The sequence below is a fragment of the Streptomyces sp. NPDC002499 genome (assembly GCF_053595415.1).
The window spans coordinates 188,611-207,160 of record NZ_JBSFXO010000010.1; the positions used below are offsets into that span (position 1 = coordinate 188,611).

The window sequence follows — 18,550 nt, forward strand, 5'->3', positions numbered from 1 at the left end:
GGTGGTCGATCAACTACCGGACGGCTACGGAACCTTGACCCACTGTGCCTCGCTCGGCGTCCCCTGATCATCGTCAACGAACACCATGTACCACCCCGACTGAACAAGGTTCTTGTTCTTCGGCACGGTCACCTTGATCTTGTTCCCGGACGTCGTGAAGTCCAGCGCGATCGACCGCTGATCCACATCGGTCACGTGGGTCGACGCGCTGGGCCTGATCATCCGCACCTTCTTGATCGCCGAAGCCTGCGGAGACGTGAACGTCCCCGAAGCGCCGCGGGCAATCGTCTGCGGACCGCCCGACAGCGACGGCCGGGAGTCCCGGTACAGATACGGCGGCGTGTAGATCTCGATCCGCTGCTCGAACTTGCCCGGCTTGGTGTCGGCCTTGTCGGCGTACAGCGAGTCCGACCCGAAGAACATCACGCGCCCGTCGGGCAGCAGCAGCGACCCGGAGTGGTAGTTGCGGCCCACCAGCGGGTCGGCGACCTGGTCGAACGTGTTGGTGTCCGGGTGGTAGAGCCGCGCCTGGAGGATGTTGGAGTTGCCCCGCCCGCGGTAGTCCTGCGAGCCGCCCGACACCAGCACGCTGTCGTCGGGGAGGATCGAGGCCTGCGGATACCGCGTGCCCTTCTCCAGCGTCGGCCCGTCGGTGAACGTCGGGTTCTTGTCCTTGAGGTCGATCAGCCGCGTCTTGTTGCTGGACTCCTTGGACTCGCCGACCCCGCCGCCGCCGATCACCATGAACTTCTCGTCCTGCGCCGGCGGCAGCAGCACCGTGCCGGACGTCTCCATCTCCTTGTCGTCGCTGAGCCCTTGGAGCTTGGTGAACTTGTTGGTGTCCACGTCCCAGACGCCGGGCTCACGGCCCACGTTGTCCGGCCCGTACCCCGCGTTGGACCCCGAGTAGAAGATCTTGCCGTTCTGCATCAGGAACAGCGCCGGGTAGGTCGGGAACTGCCGGACCGTCTTCAGGTACGTCCACTTCTTGGTGGCCGGATCGAAGACCTCGTTCTTGCCCGGCACCAACTGCCCGATGTCGTCGAGCCCGGAGACGCTGAGGATCTTGCCGTCCGACAGCGTCGTCAGCGTCGGGTACCAGCGGGCCTCGTTCATCGGGTCGACCTTGATGTACTTCTCGGCCACCGGGTCGAACTCGAAGGCGTCCCTGATCCCCTGGAAGTCCTTCTTGTCCAGGGCGAGCTTCTGCGCGATGCCGTAGGTGTTGCGGGCGTCGGTGCCGGTCAGGCCCTGGATGCGGTAGTTGTCCTGGGTGCCGGTCTCGTACTTGGTGCCGCTCTGCTTGGCCTCGACGTAGATCCGGCCGAGCCCGGGGTCGTTGCGCAGGAAGACGCCGGTCTTCTTGTCGAAGACCTTCTTCGCGCGCGGCACGAGCACCGGGTCCTTCGACACGAAGGTCTTGCCGTTCTCCTTGCCGGTGAACTTGGTGCCCGCCGGCAGCGTGATCGGCGCGTCCGGGTTCTCGTTGTGCACCACCATCAGGCCACCGGCCTTGGTGACGTCACCCTTCAGCTTCTCGTACCGCTTGGTGCCGCCGGCGATCAGCAGATTGCCGTTGGCGAGCTGTGTGTGCCCGGTGCAGAACAGGTCGGCCGGGGTGGGCACCTTCTTGATGGTGCCCTTGACCGGGTCCCAGATCCGGGTGTCGAACTTCTTCGCGTCGAAGTTGTCCTGGTTGTTGCCCGAGCCGGCGACGAGCAGCACCTTGCCGGTGCGCAGCAGCGCCGCGTGGATGGTGTTCAGGCGGTACTTCTCGGGGAAGTCGACGATCTGCCAGTGGCCGTTGTCCGCTTTGTACTCGGGTCTGTTGATCTTGTACTGGTGGTATTTCTCGGTCCCGAAGCGGTACAGCCACGGCCCGTTCATCCCGGCCAGCGCGAGCACCACCACCGTGCCGATCGCGAGTCGACGGGCCCGGCGGTGGCCTGCACGGTCGTTCATTCCTTACGTCCCCCGAGTCCACCGAGTGCGATCTGCATGGTCTGGTCGTTGCCACCGCTGGAGGAGGCCCAGCTGGGCTTCTGCCCGCCGCCGTGCGGCGCGTGCTGCGCGGGCAACGGCTGCGCCTGGTACGGCTGCTCGGCGGCCGACGGCTGCGCCTGCGGCGGTATCGACGCCGGCGGCCGCTTCTTCGTCTGCCGCAGCTCGTACCGCCACGCGATGATCGGCGAGGCGGTGATCAGCAGGGCGAAGGTGGCCCACACGAGCATGGCCGGGTGGCCGTGCCCGAGGGTGAGACCGGCGGCGATCGAGGCACCGAAGACCAGGATGAAGAACAGGTGGATGCGGAAGGTCCCGAACAGCGTGTCCGGGCTGGCCGAGTCGCCCTTGGGCGTCACCACGAACTTGCTCTTGCGGCGCAGCACGGTGTCCAGCAGCGAGCGGGCGTAGATCGGCGCCGACAGCGCCGACATCACCATGCCCGCCACCCCGCCGGAGCCCTCCGGCTCGTGCGGGGAGACGTTGTGCCGGCGGTTCCAGACGTACAGGCCGATCTGGAGCGCGGACGCGTTGCCGTACAGCATCAGCCAGACCGTCGGGTCGATGTTCACGCCCGAGGCGCCCAGGCCCAGGAACAGCGCACAACTCAGCGCCGCCAGGATCCAGTTGAGGGCCGACATCGGGTAGAAGATGATCATCATCGTGTAGTTGAAGAGCTTGCTCGGCGGAAGCGAGTACCAGCCCTTCCAGTACTGCTTGAGGATCGTCTCGTACGTGCCCCGCGACCAGCGCAGCTGCTGGGTGAAGAAGTCCGTCCAGGCGCCCGGCCCCTCACCGACCGCGAGCACGTCCGGCGTGTACACCGACCGCCACTTCTTTCCCGTCGCCGGGTTCTTGGCGCGGTGCATCTCGAAACCGGTCGCCATGTCCTCGGTGATCGAGTCGTACAGGCCGCCGATCTGCTTGAGGGCCCTGATGCGTACGGCGTTCGACGTGCCCACGAACATGGGCGAGCCGTACCGGTTGCCCGCCCGTTGGATGAGGGCGTGGAAGAGGAACTGCTGGGACTCGGCGGCCTTGGTGATGGGGTTGTCGTAGTTGCCGTACACCTGCGGGCCGATGACGAAGCCGACGTCCGGGTCGCGGAAGAAGCCGAGCATCCGCTCCAGGTAGTTGGGCAGCGGCACATGGTCGGTGTCGACCGAGGCGAAGAAGTCGTACTGGTCGCCGTGCGCGTCCAGCCAGGCGTTGTAGTTGCCGTGCTTGGTCTTGGCGCGGTGCGCGCCCTTGGCCTGGTTCCACTGCGCGACGCCCTTGCGAGAGAAGTGGTGCACACCGAGCCGGGCGCAGACCGCCTTGACCTCGGCGTCGTCGCCCTCGTCCAGCAGCCAGACGTGCAGCAGACCCCGGTGCCGCAGCCGGACGGCCGCTTCCAGGGTCTTGGTCACCATCTCCAGCGGTTCCTTGCCGGGCACGTACGTCGTGATGAACGCCACTCTCGTGCCGGTCTCGGGCACCACCGGGATCGGGTCGCGGGCGACCAGGGTGGCGTGCGCGTTCGACAGCACGTTCATGCAGCGGAAGAACTCGATCAGGCCGATCGAGACGAGCATCACTATGTCGAGGGCCGGCAGGAAGGCGAAGGCCGGGTAGTCGCGCTCGGTCCAGTGCTCCGGCTGCAGCAGCCAGGCGAGCAGGACGAGAGACAGCAGCGGCGCGGCGCCCAGCATGAGCGCGGCCCGCAGCCGGTGCGGCTCCTGCGACAGCAGCGAGCGGTACTGCACCTTGTACGGCTTGCTCGGATCGGGCTGTGTGAGGGGACCGGCCAGCCGGCTGTAGTGCTCGTAGTCGTATCTCGGCAGTGTCTTCTTGATCCGGCGGAACTGGCCCGTCTGGCTGTTTCGGTGCGAAGGCACTCTGAGCTGGGTGGTTTCTGACGGGTCGAAGTTCTGCCGGGCGCCCGTCGGCGTCGACGTCATGAGTCATCCCCCCACACGCGGGTCACCCGCGTGTTGTGTCGGTTCCTTCCGTCCGCGGCGAGTCCCCCTCGACTCACCACGCACGTGTCAGTGGCGGGCCACAGTCACCACATTTTGCACACTCTTAGACATGGAACTGTGCCCTTCCGGTTGCATGATGCCCCCCTCGGCATCGCCTCGTGAACGGGGCCCCTCTCCCCGCAGACCCGGCAACCGGTTACTTGATCCCCCAACTGCCGCGTATCCGCAGCATCTTGAAAAACAGGGTTCTACGCCGTTCATCATGATCGCAAGATGCGAAACGCGGTGTTTACCGGTCATACGCGTTCATTGTGGCGCCTGTGGGGGTCTTGTGGATCGGTTGTGGACAGCCGGGGCCGGGTTGTGGACAACCGGGCGCGGATGTTCCCGAAGTGTTCCCTTATCGCCTCCTCCGCCCGTATCGCACCGCCCGAGCGCACCGCGTCGAGGATGTCCCGGTGCTGCCGGCAGGTCACTTTCGGATCCTGCGGCACGCCCCCGAGGTCCGTGTGCACCCGGTGGAAGGCGTCCCAGAACGCCTCCAGCACCTCACCGAGCAGCACGTTGTCCAACCCCCGGTAGAGAGTGGCGTGAAATGCCCGGTCGGTCTCGGCGAGACCGTCGCCTCCGGCGGCTGCCTGCCGATCCATACGTGCCACGAGCGCGTCCAGTTCAGCCAGATCCCGCTCGGGCAGCCGGCCCGCGAGCCGGGAGATCAGTCCCGTCTCCACCGCCTCGCGCAGTTCGAGCAGCTGGAGCAGGCTGTCCTCGCCGCGGTAGTGCCCGGCGACCGTACGGAAGGCGAGACCCTCGATCATCGGGGCCAGGGACATCGCGCCGACATAGGTGCCGTAGCCGTGCCGGATCTCCACGATGCCCATCGCCTGCAGCGCCTTGAGCGCCTCCCGCACCGAGTTCCGGCTCGCGCCCAGATACGCCATCAGTTCGGGCTCGGTCGGCAGCGGCGCCCCGGACCCGAGCCGGCCGTCGATGATGAGCTTCTTGATCCGCTCCTGGAGGTCACGCGCTGCCATGGCGAGAGGGTATCCGGCCATGCAGAAGAAGGTCCCCCATGTGTATGGAGGACCTTCTTCTCTACGTGCGCCGCCAGGGACTCGAACCCCGGACCCGCTGATGCTGCATCTCCCGGGGGATAACCCCCGGACCCCCAGCAGCGCGTGCGGAGCCGGCGAGAGTCCGTACCGACGACGAAGGCCCCCCGCGTCTGCGAGGGGCCTTCTCTACGTGCGCCGCCAGGGACTCGAACCCCGGACCCGCTGATTAAGAGTCAGCTGCTCTAACCAACTGAGCTAGCGGCGCGCGCTGACGGGTCAACTCTACCGGATCTCCAGGGGTGCTCCGGACCAGCCGGGCGGCCCGCCGGGACCGCTCCCCGGGGCGGCTTGTACATCATTCGGACCGTCAACATGCGCGTCGGGAAGACAGTTGGGAAACTGATCAACGTGCACACGCGCGGCCATTTCCATCTGGAGTGTGAGGGGTATCGCATGGAGACTCCGGTATTCGAGGAATTCGATCCCGCGAGCGACTGCGACTGCCCCGGATGCGCCCACTGGCGCACGGTTCTGCCGTATGCGCGAGCGTCCCGGCATCCCGCGGCGCACCGCGTGGTGATCGTGGCGGCCGCCGCCTCCGCGGCCCTCGGCGCGAGCGGTGCCGTACCCGCGATCGCCGCCCCGCACGCACCCGCGCGGCCCGGTGATCCCGCAGGTGACGAGCCCGACACCCCGCAGGGCAGCAAGGCCCCGCTGCACGGCCCGAGCGGGCACCCGGCCAGACCGCCGGCCGCGGTCAAGGCGCCCGCGACCACCCGCTCGGAGATCATCAGGCGGGCCAAGACCTGGGTCGCCGCCCAGGTGCCGTACAGCATGACCGCGTATTGGTCCGACGGTTACCGCCAGGACTGTTCGGGCTTCGTCTCGATGGCCTGGACGCTGCCCGGAAACGAATGGACGGGCAGCCTCGACCAGTACGGCGACCGCATTCCCAAGGAGGATCTTCAGCCCGGCGACATTCTCCTGTTCCACAATCCGTCGAACCCCGAAAAGGGCTCGCACGTCGTCATTTTCGGCGGCTGGACGGACTACACGCACACCTACTACATCGCCTACGAGCAGACGCCCCCGCGGGCCCGCCGACAGGCCACCCCCTACGCGTACTGGAGCCACTCGGACCAGTACGTCGCCTACCGCTACAAGGGCCTCGCGCCGGACACCGCCGGTGCGGAGGCCCCGGGCGTCCCGATCACACCCACCGTCCCGGCCAAGTCGACGCTGTACCCAGGAGCGGGGTCCTTCGGTCCCGGCGCGAACAACAAGTACGTCACCCAGCTCGGCACGATGCTCGTCGCGCGCGGTGCCGGGCGCTACTACGCGACCGGTCCCGGCCCGCGCTGGTCGGACGCGGACCGGCGGGCCACCCAGGCCTTCCAACTGGCCCAGGGCTGGCGGGGCGCCGACGCCGACGGGCTGCCCGGACCGCTGACCTGGCAGCTGCTGGTCACCGGGAAGGGCAAGAACATCACGGCCGGGGCGGCGGGCCCGCCGGCGCCCTCCTCGCACGGGACGCCCTCCTCGCACGGGACGCCCTCCTCGACCGGGTCCACCTCCCACGGACCTTCCTCGCACGGACCCTCCTCGCACGGGGTCCCCGCCTATCCGGGCCGGGCGGCGTTCCGGCCCGGCGCGAGCAGCGGCTACGTCACGCAGCTCGGGAAGCAGCTGGTGAAGAAAGGGTTCGGCAAGTACTACACGACAGGACCGGGGCCGCGCTGGGGCGAGGCGGACCGACGCAACGTCGAGGCGTTCCAGCGAGCCCAGGGCTGGCGGGGCGGCGCGGCGGACGGCTACCCGGGCCCGGAGACCTGGCGACGGCTCTTCTCCTGAGCGAGCGTCCGTTGTCCTCGGCACTCGCGGTCCTCACCATCCGCGGTCCTCACCATCCGCAGTCCTCACCACCCGCAGTCCCGATCACCCGTTGTCCCATCCGTTGTGACGCATCTGGCGCGGAGGCTGGAGGCACCCATGAGTACGACGACCACTTCACACACGCCCGAGTCCGAGGGACCCGCGGAGGGCCAGCAGGCCCGCGCCGCGCGGCTCATCCAGAACGAGGCGACCACCGAGATCCCCGTCCACCTGCTGTTCCGTGACGAGCCCGACCCGGTGTCGGTGCCGCTGAAGCCCGCCGTCGTGGGCCGCCGGCAGGGCACCGGCGAGCAGCCGCGCTTCCGGCGCCCCGCGCCCGTCGCGCCGCGTCCCGCCCCGCAGGTCGACCCCGATCTGGCGGAGCGCCCGGCGCACGTACTGCCCGCGACGCTCGGTGTCCTCGCCGGGAGCTGCGGGGCGGCCGGCTGCCTGGCCGCCTCGTGGTGGGCCGGCGTCCTGCCGCCGCTCGCCGCGCAGGCCCTGCGGCTGCCCGAGTACGCGGGGGCCGGGCTCGGTCCCCTCCAGTGGGCGGCGTACGCGGGAGCCGGGGCGCTCACCCTGTTCGGCTTCGGCGGACTGGCCCGCGGGCGGACCGGACGGGCCTGGGTGCTCGGTCTTTTCGGCCGCTACCGGGGGACCGTCCGGCGCACCGGCCTGATGTGGGTCAACCCGCTGCTGCTGCGCCGCCGGGTCGACGTACGGCTGCGGCACTGGCGCAGCGAGCCGATGCAGGCGGCCGACGGCAACGGGGTCGCGCTGCGGGTGGTCGTCCTGGTGGTGTGGCGGGTGCGGGACACCGCGCGGGCCACGCTCGGGGTCGAGGACCACGAGACGTATCTGCGCGAGTGCGTGGAGGCGGCCCTGGCCCGGGTGCCGGTGGAGCCGCCGGGCGGCGCGCGAGGGGCGGGCGACGCGGCGGCCGAGGCACTGACCCGGCTGGTGACGGCCGACGCGGCGCCGGTCGGCCTCGAGGTGTTCTCGGTACGTCCCGTGCGCACCGAGTACGCCCCCGAGGTGGCCGCCGCGATGCACCGCCGCCGGCTCACCGCGCTGGACGCCCAGCACCGGGCGTCCGTGCTGACCTCGGTCGTCGACTCGGTGGAGGACACGGTGACCCGGCTGACCATGCGGGGCCTGGTCGAACTGGACGACTACGAACGCAAGGCGCTGGTCAAGGACTTGACGGTGGCGTTCTGCGCGGGACGGGGCGAGACGGGGCAGTGACGTGCCCCGAAACGGCGCCGGTGATCGCCGCTGCCAGGCACAGATGATCGCCTCCGTCCGGCACAGATGATCGCCGCTGTCCGGCACAGGTGAACGGCCTGGAACCGCCTTCGGAATTGACCTCTGCGATTGGTATGGACATGTTCAACTAACGGCAATAACCTGGGACTTGGTCTAGACCTGCACGCCTCACGGAACTTCCCCCACGTTCTCCAGGGAGCGGCAGCATGCGCAAAAAGACCAAGGTGTCCGCAGTCGCGGTGGGTCTCGCCACCACCGGAGCCCTCGTGCTCTCCTCCGGCGGTGCGAGCAGCCACGGCTACACCGACCTCCCCATCAGCAGGCAGAAGCTCTGTCAGAACGGCACCGTGACCAACTGCGGCGACATCCAGTGGGAGCCGCAGAGCGTCGAGGGCCCCAAGGGCTTCCCGGGCGGCGGACCGGCCGACGGCCAGATCTGCAACGGCGGTGTCAGCAGGTTCTCCCAGCTCAGCTCGTCGAGGACCCCCTCGGGTGGCGCCTGGCCCACCACCAGGGTGACGGGCGGTCAGAGCTACACGTTCCGCTGGCAGTTCACCGCCATGCACGCCACCACCGACTTCAAGTACTACGTCACCAGGTCGGGCTGGAACCAGAACCACAACCTGGCCCGCTCCGACCTCAACACCACACCGTTCCTGACGGTGCCGTACAACAACCAGCGCCCGCCGTCCACGCTCTCCCACAGCGGCACCCTGCCGAGCGGGCTGAGCGGTCACCACGTGATCGTCGCCGTATGGACGATCGCCGACACGGCCAACGCGTTCTACGCCTGCTCCGACGTCACCTTCTGAACCTTCTGACCGGAGTCGTCCCACAGGTGTGCGGAGTCACGGCCGGGTCCCCGGCCGTGACGACCGCGGCGATTGCCCGAACGGGCAGTCATCGGCGGTGACGGTGGTTCGGGGAGTCGGCGGTGGCACACAATCTGGCCATCGGCGCAGCTGCTCGAAAGGAACCACCGTCATGGCGCACCACGTCTCCGGCCTGGGCATCAGTCCCACGAGCATGGACCCCCGCAGCCACATCACCGACGTCTACGTGTTCCAGAATCCGAACGACGCGGACAAGACGGTCCTCGTGATGAACATCAACCCGCACTCGCCGGTGACCGAGGACGCCGTCGACTCGGAGTCGGTCTACGAGTTCGGCGTGGACAACGACGGCGACGCGGTGAACGACCTCGCCTTCCGGGTGCGCTTCTCGCCGGTCGAGGGCGCCACGCAGAGCGCGAGCGTGCAGCAGGCCACCGGCCGGGACGCCGCGGCCGACGTCGAGGCCGGCGAGACGATCGTCTCGGACGCCCCCGTCACCTTCGGCGCCGAGCCGCAGGTCGTCACGGCCGGCGACTTCAGGTTCTTCGCCGGGCTGCGCAGCGACCCGTTCTTCGCCGACCCGATCGGCGCCGGCAACAACTTCCAGTGGACCGGCAAGGACTTCTTCGACGACAAGAACGTCTTCGGCATCGTGCTGGAGGTCCCCAGCAGCGTGCTCGGCCCGAACCCGCAGGTCGGCGTCTGGGCCCGGGTCCTGGTGCCGCACGACGGCCGACTGGTGCAGGGCGACCGGGCGGGCCGGCCCGGCATCGACAACAACTTCAACCACAGCGACGACGACAAGCGGGTCTGGAACCAGCAGGAACCGTCCAAGGACCGGGACCTCTTCCTCGACAAGTTCGCCCACATCTTCGAGCACAGCGGCTACGCCAAGGACGAGGCGACAGCCCTCGCCGAGGGTCTGCTCCCCGACCTTCTGACGTACGACCCCACGAGCGCCGCGGGCTTCCCGAACGGCCGCAACCTCACCGACGACGTCATCAACCTGGGGATCGCCCAGCTGACCCAGGGCACGGTGCCGCCCGACGGACTGAGCCCGCACGACGACCTCCGGTCCGACTTCCCCTTCCTGGGCGACCCGCACTGAACGGTGTCCGCGGACATCGCCGAAGTCATGTCCGATCTCTGAGCATTTCTTGAGCGAACACTGCCCGACCTGGGGGTACGTTCCCTGCACACCGGCCGTATCGGCTGTGCAGGGAGTTCGGGGGACCCCATGGAAGCGTTCTTCTACATCGTGCCGTCGCTCATGCTCGCCGTCGCGCTCCTGGGCGCCACCGCGGTGGTCCGCCGCGCCCGGCAGGTCGACCGCGCCTGGACCAGCGGCCTCACGGCCGAGGCCCGCTGTCTGCGGACGTACGCGACGACCAGCGGCGGCGGCGACAGCATGGTGCACACGACCCTCCACCACGTCTACGAGTTCATGACCCGTGAGGGCCGCGTCGTCCGCTTCGAGGAGGGCGGCGGACCGGGCACGATCCTGGAGGGCGACATCGTCACCGTGCGCTACGCGGCGGACCGCCCCGACCGGGCCACGGCGAAGACCCCGGCGCGCGGCAGACTCGCGGCGGGCACGGGCTGCCTGCTGGCGTTCCTCGGCGTGATGGCCGCCTTCTGCATCGCCTTCATGATCGGCGTCCACGAGGCCTTCGACCTGGCGGGCGACTTCCTCCAGCCGTAGTCTCCACATCTGACGGTACGTCAACTACCGTGCGCCCTCATGGAGTCGACAAGGCCGACCGGGCGTACCGTCGCCGAACTCGTACAGGCACGTTGGGGTGACCACCGCCCCGGGCTGTGGTGCGAGGACCTGGTCCTCACCCACCACGAGGTGGCCGCCGGTGCCGCGGCCCGCGCGGCCCTGCTGGCGGACCTCCTGCCGGCCGGCGCCGAGCCCCACGTGGGCGTGCTCCTCGACAACACCCCTGAATACCCCCTGTGGTTGAGCGCCGCCGCCCTCGCCGGGGCGGCCCTGGCGGGCATCAACCCCACCCGTCGCGGCCCCGAACTCGCCCGCGACATCCTGCACACCGAGTGCCGCGTCCTGCTCACCGAACGAGCCCACCTCCCGCTCCTCGCCGACCTCGAACTCCCGGGCGTGCGGATCCTGTTGACGGACACGGAGGAGTACGAGGCACTGCTCGCGTCGTATACGGAATCCGAGCCGGACGCCTCCCGCGCGACCCCCGCGGACCGCCTCCTCCTCTACTTCACCTCCGGCTCCACGGGCGCCCCGAAGGCGGCGATCTGCACGCAGGGCAGGCTGGCCGCGGCCGGGCGTTCCCTGGTCACCCAGTTCGGGGTGGGCCAAGGCGATGTGCACTACATCTGCATGCCGATGTTCCACGGCAACGCGGTGATCGCCGACTGGGCGCCCGCGCTGGTGGCCGGTGCGGGCGTGGCGCTCAGGCGCCGCTTCTCGGCCTCCGGTTTCCTGGCGGACGTACGCCGCTACCGGGCGACGTACTTCACGTACGTGGGCCGGGCCGTGCAGTACGTCCTGGCCACCGAGGAGCGCCCCGACGACCGCGACAACCCGCTCCGCCTCGGTTTCGGCACGGAGGCGGGAGCGGTGGACGCGGCGGCCTTCGAACGGCGCTTCGGCGTACGGCTGGTGGAGGGATACGGGTCCTCGGAGGGCGGCGCGGCGGTGCAGTGGTCCCCGGGAACGCCGACCGGGGCGGTGGGCCGGGCGGCACCTGGGCTCGCCGTACTCGATCCGGAGACGCGGGCGGAGTGCCCACCGGCGGCCTTCTCCCCATCCGGCCGACTGCTCAACGGGGAAGAGGCGATAGGGGAGTTGGTGAACCGTGCCCCCAACCCCTTCGAGGGCTACTGGCGCAACCCGGAGGCGGACGCGGAACGGCGCCGTGAGGGTTGGTACTGGACCGGCGACCTCTTCTACCGCGACCGCGAGGACTACCTCTACTTCGCGGGCCGCGCCGACGACCGCCTCCGCGTCGACAGCGAGAACCTGGCCGCCGCGATGATCGAGAACATCCTCGCCCGCTACGAGGGCGCCGACGCGGTCGCCGTGTATGCGGTGCCGGACCCGGTCACCGGCGACCAGGTCATGGCGGCCGTCGCCGGCAGGTTCGACCCGCTCGACTTCGCGAAGTTCCTGCTGGCGCAACCCGATCTGGGCACGAAGATGGCACCCCGGTTCGTACGCGTGGTGGAGCGGATGCCGATCACAGCCACGAACAAGATCCACCGGGCACGGTTACGGCGGGAGGGCATCCACTGCACGGACCCGGTCTGGTGGCGCCCACCGGGCGAACCGTCCTACCGCCGCCTGACCGAGGAGGACGACGAAGGCCCCCCGCAACCGCGAGAGGCCTTCGATCTGTGCGCCGCCAGGGACTCGAACCCCGGACCCGCTGATTAAGAGTCAGCTGCTCTAACCAACTGAGCTAGCGGCGCATGACTCACGCCGACCGCTGGATCTGTGTCTCGCGGTCGGCGACAGGAAAATACTACCTGGTGCGGAGGGGTGCTTCGGACCACGTGAGGTGGGTCAGATCGCCAGGGACAGGAGGAGGGGGGTCGCGCTCCGGTTGAGGGTGTCGGCCGCCTGGCGCAGGCGGTGGGCGTGCTCCACGGGGAGGGACAGGGCCAGGCAGCCCACCGCGGAGCCGGCCGTGATCGGGACGGCCGCGCAGACCGTGCCCACCGCGTACTCCTGGAGGTCGAGGTGGGGGACCGTCGGCGGCTGGGTCTCGAGGCGGGAGAGCAGGAGCTTGTCGCTGGTGATGGTGCGCGAGGTGAGGCGGGCCATCTTGTGCCGGGAAAGGTGCTCGCGGCGGCTGTTGTGGTCGAGCTGACCCAGCAGGCTCTTGCCGATCGCGGTGGCGTGCGCCGAGGAACGGAAGTCGACCCACTCGTGCACCACCGGGGTCGTAGGACCGTCGGCGTACTGGGAGATGCGGACCTCCCCGTCGACGTACCGGCTGAGGTACACCGCCGCGCCCACCGAGTCGCGCAGCCGGTCCAGGGTGCGCTGGAGCCGCTCGCGCAGCGCCTGTTCGCGGCCGTCGGTGGAGCCGAGCTTGGTGAGGGCGTCGCCGGTGACGTACGCCCCGTCGGTGGTCTGCTCCACGTACCCCTCGCGGCGCAGCATCCGCAGCAGGGCGGTCAGCCGCTCGGGGTCGAGGCCGGTGTGGCGGGCGAGCTCGGTGTCGGTGACTCCGGAGGTGTGCCGCGCCACCGTCTCCAGGACGCGCAGCGCGTCCTGGGCCGAGTGGTACGGCGCGGTCGGCTCGTGCTTCAGCGCCACGGTGAATCCCCCTGCGCTCGCTTGTTCGCACTGCTACTGGACCGTAACCGGACAGCGAATCCTCTCCACGATAACCGCCAAGAGGCTTGTTGTGAGCGGGTGTTGACGAGATTCCGACCCCGCCCGCACCCCTCTCAACAGGGACGAAGGCACTCTGGCATATGCCCTTGTCCTGATCCACCGCCTGGACCTCGCAGATTGAACGTCATTCAATATCCGAGGTCACAGCACCGCGCTCAGAAATTCCCGGGTCCGGTCCTGTTCCGGCTCGCTGAAGATCCGTTCCGGCGGGCCCGCCTCGATGATCCGGCCCGCGTCGAACATCAGCACCTGGTCCGAGATGTCCCGGGCGAAGTTCATCTCGTGGGTCACACAGAGCATCGTGATGTCGGTGGTGCGGGCGATGTCCCGGAGCAGATCCAGGACGCCGGCCACCAGCTCCGGGTCGAGCGCGGACGTCACCTCGTCCAGGAGCAGCACCTGCGGACGCATCGCCAACGCCCGGGCGATCGCGACGCGTTGCTGCTGGCCGCCGGAGAGCTGGGTCGGGCGGGCGTCCGCCTTGTCGGCGAGACCCACCAGGTCCAGCAGTTCGCGGGCCCGCTGCTCCGCCTCCTCCTTGGACAGGCCGAGGACCGTCACCGGCGCCTCGGTGATGTTGCGCAGCGCGCTCATGTTCGGGAACAGGTTGAACTGCTGGAACACCATCCCGATGTTCTTGCGCAGCTCGCGGAGCTGCTTCTCGGACGAGGGGAACAGCTTCTCGCCGGCGACGGTGATCGTGCCCTCGTCGGGCTTGGTCAGCGTCATCAGCATGCGCAGGATCGTGGTCTTGCCGGAGCCCGACGGACCGATCAGCGTGACGTGCTTGCCGGACTCGACCGAGAAGTCGAGCTGGTCCAGGACCGTGTTGGAGCCGAACCGCTTGGTGACCGAGTCGAACCTGATCAGCTCGCTGCCGTCCACCGGCGGGTTGGCGTGGGAGTCGGGATCTTTCATGAGGGGGGCGTCAGTGGACAAGACGTCGCTCCAGAGCTCGCAGAAGAAGGGAGGCCAGGTAGGAGATGACGATGAAGGCGACGCCGATCACCGTCAGGGGCTCGGTGAACTGGAAGTGCTCCTGGGAGTACAGCCGCGCCTGGCCGAGCATCTCCAGCACGGTGATCGCCATCAGCATCGGCGTGTCCTTGAGCATCGCGATCACGTAGTTGCCGAGCGCGGGCACCACCCGCCGGATCGCCTGCGGCAGGATCACCACCTGCCAGGTCCGCACCCGCGGCAGGTTCAGCGCCGTCGCCGCCTCCCACTGACCGGCCGGCACCGCCTCGATGCCGGCCCGGTAGACCTGCATCGTGTACGTCGAGTAGTGCAGCCCGATCGCGAAGACACCGGTGGTCAGCGCCGAGAAGGTCAGACCCCACTCGGGCAGCACGTAGAAGAGGAAGAACAGCTGCACCAGCAGCGGGGTGTTGCGCACGAACTCCGTGACCACCCCGACCGGCCAGCGCACCCAGCGCGTCGGCGTCCGCATCAGCAGCGCCCAGACCAGGCCCAGCGCGAACGAGATCAGCGAACCGAGCGCGAGCGCCTGAAGGGTGACGACCAGGCCGTCCCAGAAGTGCGGCATGAAGTCGCCCACCGCGTTCCAGTCCCACTTCACGCGACACCACCTCCGACCCCGCTCGTCTCGGCCCGCTGGAGCTCACCCGCGACCGGCCCGCGCTGCGGGGCCTTGCCGACACCGGCCTTGAGCTTCTTCTCCAGACCGCGCATCACCCGCGTCAGCAGGAAGGCGATCACGAAGTAGATGAGCAGCAGATACGTGTAGATCTCGGCGCTCTCCTGGAGCGCGAGCCGCACCAGGTTGCCGCTGAAGGCGAGATCGCCCATGCCCATGACGGACACCAGCGCGGTGCCCTTGAGCAGTTCGATCAGCAGGTTGGAGAACGGCGGGATCATCTCCGGCACCGCCTGCGGCAGCAGGATCAGCCGCATCCGCTGCCAGGGCGTGAAGCTGAGCGCGATCCCGCCCTCCTGCTGCGCCGGGTCGACCGCCTTCAGCGCACCCCGCACGATCTCGGAGCCGTAGGCACCGTAGGTCAGCCCGAGCGCCAGCGTGCCCGCCCACATCGGCACCAGCTGCCAGCCGAAGGCCGGGGGCAGCACGAAGAACACCCAGAAGATCATGACCAGCGCCGAGGTCCCGCGGAACACCTCGGTGTAGACGCCCGCCAGGAAGCGGACGATCCACCGGCGGTGGGTGCGCGCGACACCGGCCACGAAGCTGACGGCGGCCGCCAACAGGGCGCTGAACACGAGGAGTTGGATCGTGGTCCAGACGCCCTTGAGTACGAGGTCCCACAGTCCCGAGGTCATCCGCTCGCCCCTTCCCCGCACAGCTCCTTCGCGGTCAGGTCGGTCATCTCGGCCTTGGTGAACCCGAACGGCCGCAGCACGCGGAAGAGTTCGCCGCTCTTCTTCATCGCGCGCAGCTCCACGTTGAACGCGTCGCGCAGCTTCGTCTCGGTGGGCCGGAACGCGAACGCGCCCCCGTCGACATGGGGTTTGCCGTCGACGAGCGGCGCGAAGGCCTCCGTGGCCTCGGCCTTGCCCGACTTCTTCACCACTTCGCGGGTGGTCAGCGCCGTACCGGCGAAGGCGTCGACGCGTCCGGCCTCGACCGCGTTCAACCCCGCGACCTGGTCCGGCACGATCAGAATGTCGCTCTCCTTGTACCCCGCCTCGACGGCGTACTGGATCTCCGCATAACCGGTCCCCGTCGCGAACTTGGCCTTCTTCGCGACGATGTCCTTGTAGTTGTGAAGACCTTTGGGATTTCCCTTGCGCACGATGAAGGAATCGAGCATCTGATAGTCGGGATCGGCGAAGATCACCTGTTCGCAGCGTTCCGCGTTGACATACATCCCGGCCGCCACGACGTCGAACTGCTGTGAATTCAGGCCGGGGATCAGCGAGCCGAACTCGGTCGGCACGGGCTGCACCTTGTCCACCCCGAGCCGTTTGAAAATGACCCGGGCGAGTTCCGGCGCCTCACCGGTCAGTTCGCCGTCCTTGTCGATGTAGCCGAACGGGATCTCACCGGCGATTCCCAGCCGTACGACACCCGCCGCCTTGAGCCGGTCGAGCAGGTCACCGCCGTCCGTGGTCGACGCCGTGGCCACGCGCGTGCAGCCCGCGGCCCCCAGCGCACCGAGCGCCGCCACCCCCGCGAGCAGCGATCGGCGGCTGGTCCCGGCGGTGGCGCCGGATGGGCCTGGCTTGTTTGTGCCTCTGTCGTTCCGAAGTGGTGGAGCCATGGCGGCGCGGCTACCCGAGACGATGCGATGTATGCACCATGGATGACATGACCGACCGCTACATAGAAGTCTCCCTGGTCAAACGCGGAATCACCGGCAGGGCGAAACTGCTGGACGACCGCGCCCCTCTCACCTGCGCCGCGGTATGGGACGCCCTGCCACTCGGCAGTGACGTCTATCACGCCAAATACGCGCGCAACGAGATCTACGCCCTGTTCCCGCCGTTCGCGGAATCGGAGCCGCCCCTGGAAAATCCGACAGTTACCCCGATTCCCGGAGATCTCTGTTATTTCTCCTTCGCCGGATCGGAACTCGGCACCAAGGCCTACGGCTATGACCGCGAGGTCCGCGCCGGTACGACGGTGGTCGACCTGGCCCTGTTCTACGAGCGCAACAACCTGCTCCTGAACGGCGATGTGGGCTGGGTGCCCGGCATCGTCTGGGGCCAGGTCGTCGAGGGCCTCGAAGAGCTGGCCGAGGGCTGCAACGACCTGTGGCGGACCGGGGCGGCGGGGGAGACGCTCAGCTTCCGGCGGTTGTGAGACCGGCCGGGACGGGCGCGGCGATCCCCGCCTCGTACAGCGCGTGCGCCGCGCGCAGCACCAGGTCGTCCCGGTGCCGCGCGGCCACGATCTGCAGTCCGACCGGCAGCCCGGCGCCGTCCGTGCCGACCGGCACGGTCGCCGCCGGCTGCTGGGTCATGTTGAAGGGGTACGTGAACGGCGTCCACCCCGTCCAGCGGCGCAGCCCGGAGCCCTTCGGCACCTCGACGCCGGCCTCGAACGCCGTGATCGGCAGCGTCGGCGTGACGAGGAGGTCGTAGGACTCGTGGAAGCGGCCCATCCGGCGGCCGAGCTCCATCCGGACGTCCACCGCGGCGAGATAGTCGAGCGCGGAAAGGCGGGTGCCGGTCCGGCAGATGTCCCGGAGCCCGGGGTCCAGCAACTCCCGCTGCTGCGGCCCCAGTCGCTGGGTCACCCGGGCCGCCCCCGCGAACCACAGGGCGTGGAAGGCGTCCACCGGATCGGCGAAGTCGGGGTCGGCCTCCTCGACGTACGCGCCGAGCCCGGCCAGCCCCTGCACCGCCTGCCGGACCGCCGCGGCGACCGCGGGCCGCACCGCCACCTGCCCGCCCAGCGTCGGCGAGTACGCGACCCTGAGCCCCCGCACCCCCGCGCCGAGCCCCGCCGCGAACGACCCCGGCGGCGGGCCGAGCGCCGACCAGTCGCGGGCGTCCGGCACCCCGATGACGTCCAGCATCAGCGCCGCGTCCGCCACGTCCCGGGTCATCGGCCCCACGTGCGACAGCGTGCCGAACGCGCTCGCCGGGTACAGCGGCACCCGGCCGTAGGTCGGCTTCAGCGCGAAGATCCCGCAGAAGGCGGCCGGGATACGGACACTGCCGCCGCCGTCGGTGCCGAGCGCGAGGGGGCCCGCCCCGAGGGCCACGGCCGCCGCCGCGCCGCCGCTGGAGCCGCCCGCGGTGCGCGTGCGGTCGTAGGGATTGCAGGTCACCCCGGACGCCGGTGAGTCCGTGACGCCCTTCCAGCCGAACTCGGGTGTCGTCGTCTTGCCGAGGAAGACGGCGCCGTGCTCGCGCAGCCGGGCCACCGAGGGCGCGTCCTCGTCCCAACTGCCGTTCTCCGAGATCGTCCTGGAGCCGCGCAGGGTGGGTGAGCCGCGCAGCAGCAGGATGTCCTTCACCGTGACCGGCACGCCGTCGAGCAGGCCGGACGGTTCGCCGCGCCGCCACCGTCCCGTCGACTCCCGGGCCTGGGCGATGGCCTCGTCGGCCAACAGGCGCACGAACGCGTTCACTTCGGGCTGGATCCGCTCGGCCCGTTCCAGGGTCGCGCGGGTGGCTTCCTCGGGGCTGAACTCGCCCTTGCGGTAGCCGTCGAGGAGTTGTGCGGCGGTCAGCTCGGCGAGGTCCGTCATCTGCCCTCCA

At 69.2% G+C, this 18,550-nt stretch carries 15 protein-coding genes, 2 tRNA genes and 1 pseudogene; 7 read left to right on the plus strand and 11 right to left on the minus strand.

Annotated elements, in window-relative coordinates; all coding sequences use genetic code 11:
* Nucleotides 1–24: 24 nt before the first annotated feature.
* The 4 genes from ACWD5F_RS28500 to ACWD5F_RS28515 form a co-directional block, all read right to left on the minus strand.
* Entirely contained in the window at nucleotides 25–1,962 is a 1,938-nt protein-coding gene (locus ACWD5F_RS28500) for a galactose oxidase-like domain-containing protein (protein WP_451258533.1), read from the minus strand.
* Entirely contained in the window at nucleotides 1,959–3,941 is a 1,983-nt protein-coding gene (locus ACWD5F_RS28505; RefSeq protein WP_451258535.1) for a glycosyltransferase family 2 protein, read from the minus strand. The genes ACWD5F_RS28500 and ACWD5F_RS28505 overlap by 4 nt, the downstream gene beginning before the upstream one ends.
* 317 nt (nucleotides 3,942–4,258) lie before the next feature.
* Nucleotides 4,259–4,996 carry a FadR/GntR family transcriptional regulator gene (locus ACWD5F_RS28510; protein ID WP_401726915.1) on the minus strand — a complete coding sequence of 246 codons (738 nt, stop codon included), beginning with the start codon at nucleotides 4,994–4,996 and terminating at the stop codon, nucleotides 4,259–4,261.
* Between the two features lie 212 nt (nucleotides 4,997–5,208).
* Nucleotides 5,209–5,282, minus strand: a tRNA-Lys gene (locus ACWD5F_RS28515).
* A 188-nt stretch (nucleotides 5,283–5,470) separates the two neighbouring features.
* Between ACWD5F_RS28515 and ACWD5F_RS28520 the strand changes: the two genes are divergently transcribed.
* The 6 genes and pseudogenes from ACWD5F_RS28520 (at nucleotide 5,471) to ACWD5F_RS28545 (ending at nucleotide 12,393) form a co-directional block, all read left to right on the plus strand.
* Nucleotides 5,471–6,868 (plus strand): peptidoglycan-binding protein, encoded by a 1,398-nt coding sequence (locus ACWD5F_RS28520; protein ID WP_451258537.1) that lies wholly within the window; start codon nucleotides 5,471–5,473, stop codon nucleotides 6,866–6,868.
* A 138-nt stretch (nucleotides 6,869–7,006) separates the two neighbouring features.
* On the plus strand, nucleotides 7,007–8,134 hold the full coding sequence (locus ACWD5F_RS28525; protein ID WP_451258538.1) for an SPFH domain-containing protein: 1,128 nt from the start codon (nucleotides 7,007–7,009) through the stop codon (nucleotides 8,132–8,134).
* A 227-nt stretch (nucleotides 8,135–8,361) separates the two neighbouring features.
* Nucleotides 8,362–8,967, plus strand: coding sequence for a lytic polysaccharide monooxygenase auxiliary activity family 9 protein (locus ACWD5F_RS28530; protein WP_451258540.1), 606 nt, complete (start codon nucleotides 8,362–8,364; stop codon nucleotides 8,965–8,967).
* 172 nt (nucleotides 8,968–9,139) lie between these two features.
* Nucleotides 9,140–10,096 carry a DUF4331 family protein gene (locus tag ACWD5F_RS28535; protein ID WP_451258542.1) on the plus strand — a complete coding sequence of 319 codons (957 nt, stop codon included), beginning with the start codon at nucleotides 9,140–9,142 and terminating at the stop codon, nucleotides 10,094–10,096.
* 129 nt (nucleotides 10,097–10,225) lie between these two features.
* Nucleotides 10,226–10,690 (plus strand): DUF3592 domain-containing protein, encoded by a 465-nt coding sequence (locus ACWD5F_RS28540; RefSeq protein WP_451258544.1) that lies wholly within the window; start codon nucleotides 10,226–10,228, stop codon nucleotides 10,688–10,690.
* Nucleotides 10,691–10,729: 39 nt separating this feature from the next.
* Nucleotides 10,730–12,393, plus strand: a pseudogene (locus ACWD5F_RS28545) (long-chain-fatty-acid--CoA ligase).
* On the opposite strand, the gene ACWD5F_RS28550 reads toward ACWD5F_RS28545, so the two are convergent.
* The 6 genes from ACWD5F_RS28550 to ehuB form a co-directional block, all read right to left on the minus strand.
* Nucleotides 12,359–12,432 (minus strand) — tRNA-Lys (locus tag ACWD5F_RS28550). The pseudogene ACWD5F_RS28545 and the gene ACWD5F_RS28550 overlap by 35 nt on opposite strands.
* A gap of 94 nt (nucleotides 12,433–12,526) precedes the next feature.
* Nucleotides 12,527–13,285 carry an IclR family transcriptional regulator gene (locus ACWD5F_RS28555; protein WP_451258546.1) on the minus strand — a complete coding sequence of 253 codons (759 nt, stop codon included), beginning with the start codon at nucleotides 13,283–13,285 and terminating at the stop codon, nucleotides 12,527–12,529.
* Nucleotides 13,286–13,507: 222 nt separating this feature from the next.
* Nucleotides 13,508–14,284: an ectoine/hydroxyectoine ABC transporter ATP-binding protein EhuA gene (gene ehuA / locus ACWD5F_RS28560; RefSeq protein ID WP_451258548.1), complete on the minus strand. Its 777-nt coding sequence runs from the start codon at nucleotides 14,282–14,284 to the stop codon at nucleotides 13,508–13,510.
* Between the two features lie 10 nt (nucleotides 14,285–14,294).
* Nucleotides 14,295–14,945: an ectoine/hydroxyectoine ABC transporter permease subunit EhuD gene (ehuD, locus tag ACWD5F_RS28565; RefSeq protein ID WP_124000211.1), complete on the minus strand. Its 651-nt coding sequence runs from the start codon at nucleotides 14,943–14,945 to the stop codon at nucleotides 14,295–14,297.
* Entirely contained in the window at nucleotides 14,942–15,661 is a 720-nt protein-coding gene (ehuC, locus tag ACWD5F_RS28570) for an ectoine/hydroxyectoine ABC transporter permease subunit EhuC (RefSeq protein WP_451258550.1), read from the minus strand. The genes ehuD and ehuC overlap by 4 nt, the downstream gene beginning before the upstream one ends.
* Nucleotides 15,658–16,602 (minus strand): ectoine/hydroxyectoine ABC transporter substrate-binding protein EhuB, encoded by a 945-nt coding sequence (ehuB, locus tag ACWD5F_RS28575; protein ID WP_451258552.1) that lies wholly within the window; start codon nucleotides 16,600–16,602, stop codon nucleotides 15,658–15,660. The genes ehuC and ehuB overlap by 4 nt, the downstream gene beginning before the upstream one ends.
* A gap of 47 nt (nucleotides 16,603–16,649) precedes the next feature.
* On the opposite strand from ehuB, the gene ACWD5F_RS28580 reads away from it, so the two are divergent.
* Nucleotides 16,650–17,144: a DUF3830 family protein gene (locus tag ACWD5F_RS28580; RefSeq protein ID WP_401726894.1), complete on the plus strand. Its 495-nt coding sequence runs from the start codon at nucleotides 16,650–16,652 to the stop codon at nucleotides 17,142–17,144.
* Here the strand turns inward: ACWD5F_RS28580 and ACWD5F_RS28585 are convergent.
* Nucleotides 17,125–18,540 carry an amidase gene (locus ACWD5F_RS28585; protein ID WP_451258554.1) on the minus strand — a complete coding sequence of 472 codons (1,416 nt, stop codon included), beginning with the start codon at nucleotides 18,538–18,540 and terminating at the stop codon, nucleotides 17,125–17,127. The genes ACWD5F_RS28580 and ACWD5F_RS28585 overlap by 20 nt on opposite strands.
* Between the last annotated feature and the right edge of the window lie 10 nt (nucleotides 18,541–18,550).

What these genes read in the sequence shown, in the direction of transcription:
- ACWD5F_RS28540 (WP_451258544.1), top strand. Translation starts at nt 10,226, where the DNA reads ATGGAAGCGTTCTTCTACATCGTGCCGTCGCTCATGCTCGCCGTCGCG.
- ACWD5F_RS28510 (WP_401726915.1), bottom strand. Translation starts at nt 4,996, where the DNA reads ATGGCAGCGCGTGACCTCCAGGAGCGGATCAAGAAGCTCATCATCGAC.
- ACWD5F_RS28535 (WP_451258542.1), top strand. Translation starts at nt 9,140, where the DNA reads ATGGCGCACCACGTCTCCGGCCTGGGCATCAGTCCCACGAGCATGGAC.
- ACWD5F_RS28500 (WP_451258533.1), bottom strand. Translation starts at nt 1,962, where the DNA reads ATGAACGACCGTGCAGGCCACCGCCGGGCCCGTCGACTCGCGATCGGC.
- ACWD5F_RS28520 (WP_451258537.1), top strand. Translation starts at nt 5,471, where the DNA reads ATGGAGACTCCGGTATTCGAGGAATTCGATCCCGCGAGCGACTGCGAC.
- ehuB (WP_451258552.1), bottom strand. Translation starts at nt 16,602, where the DNA reads ATGGCTCCACCACTTCGGAACGACAGAGGCACAAACAAGCCAGGCCCA.
- ACWD5F_RS28530 (WP_451258540.1), top strand. Translation starts at nt 8,362, where the DNA reads ATGCGCAAAAAGACCAAGGTGTCCGCAGTCGCGGTGGGTCTCGCCACC.
- ehuC (WP_451258550.1), bottom strand. Translation starts at nt 15,661, where the DNA reads ATGACCTCGGGACTGTGGGACCTCGTACTCAAGGGCGTCTGGACCACG.
- ACWD5F_RS28580 (WP_401726894.1), top strand. Translation starts at nt 16,650, where the DNA reads ATGACCGACCGCTACATAGAAGTCTCCCTGGTCAAACGCGGAATCACC.
- ACWD5F_RS28585 (WP_451258554.1), bottom strand. Translation starts at nt 18,540, where the DNA reads ATGACGGACCTCGCCGAGCTGACCGCCGCACAACTCCTCGACGGCTAC.
- ACWD5F_RS28505 (WP_451258535.1), bottom strand. Translation starts at nt 3,941, where the DNA reads ATGACGTCGACGCCGACGGGCGCCCGGCAGAACTTCGACCCGTCAGAA.
- ehuA (WP_451258548.1), bottom strand. Translation starts at nt 14,284, where the DNA reads ATGAAAGATCCCGACTCCCACGCCAACCCGCCGGTGGACGGCAGCGAG.
- ACWD5F_RS28525 (WP_451258538.1), top strand. Translation starts at nt 7,007, where the DNA reads ATGAGTACGACGACCACTTCACACACGCCCGAGTCCGAGGGACCCGCG.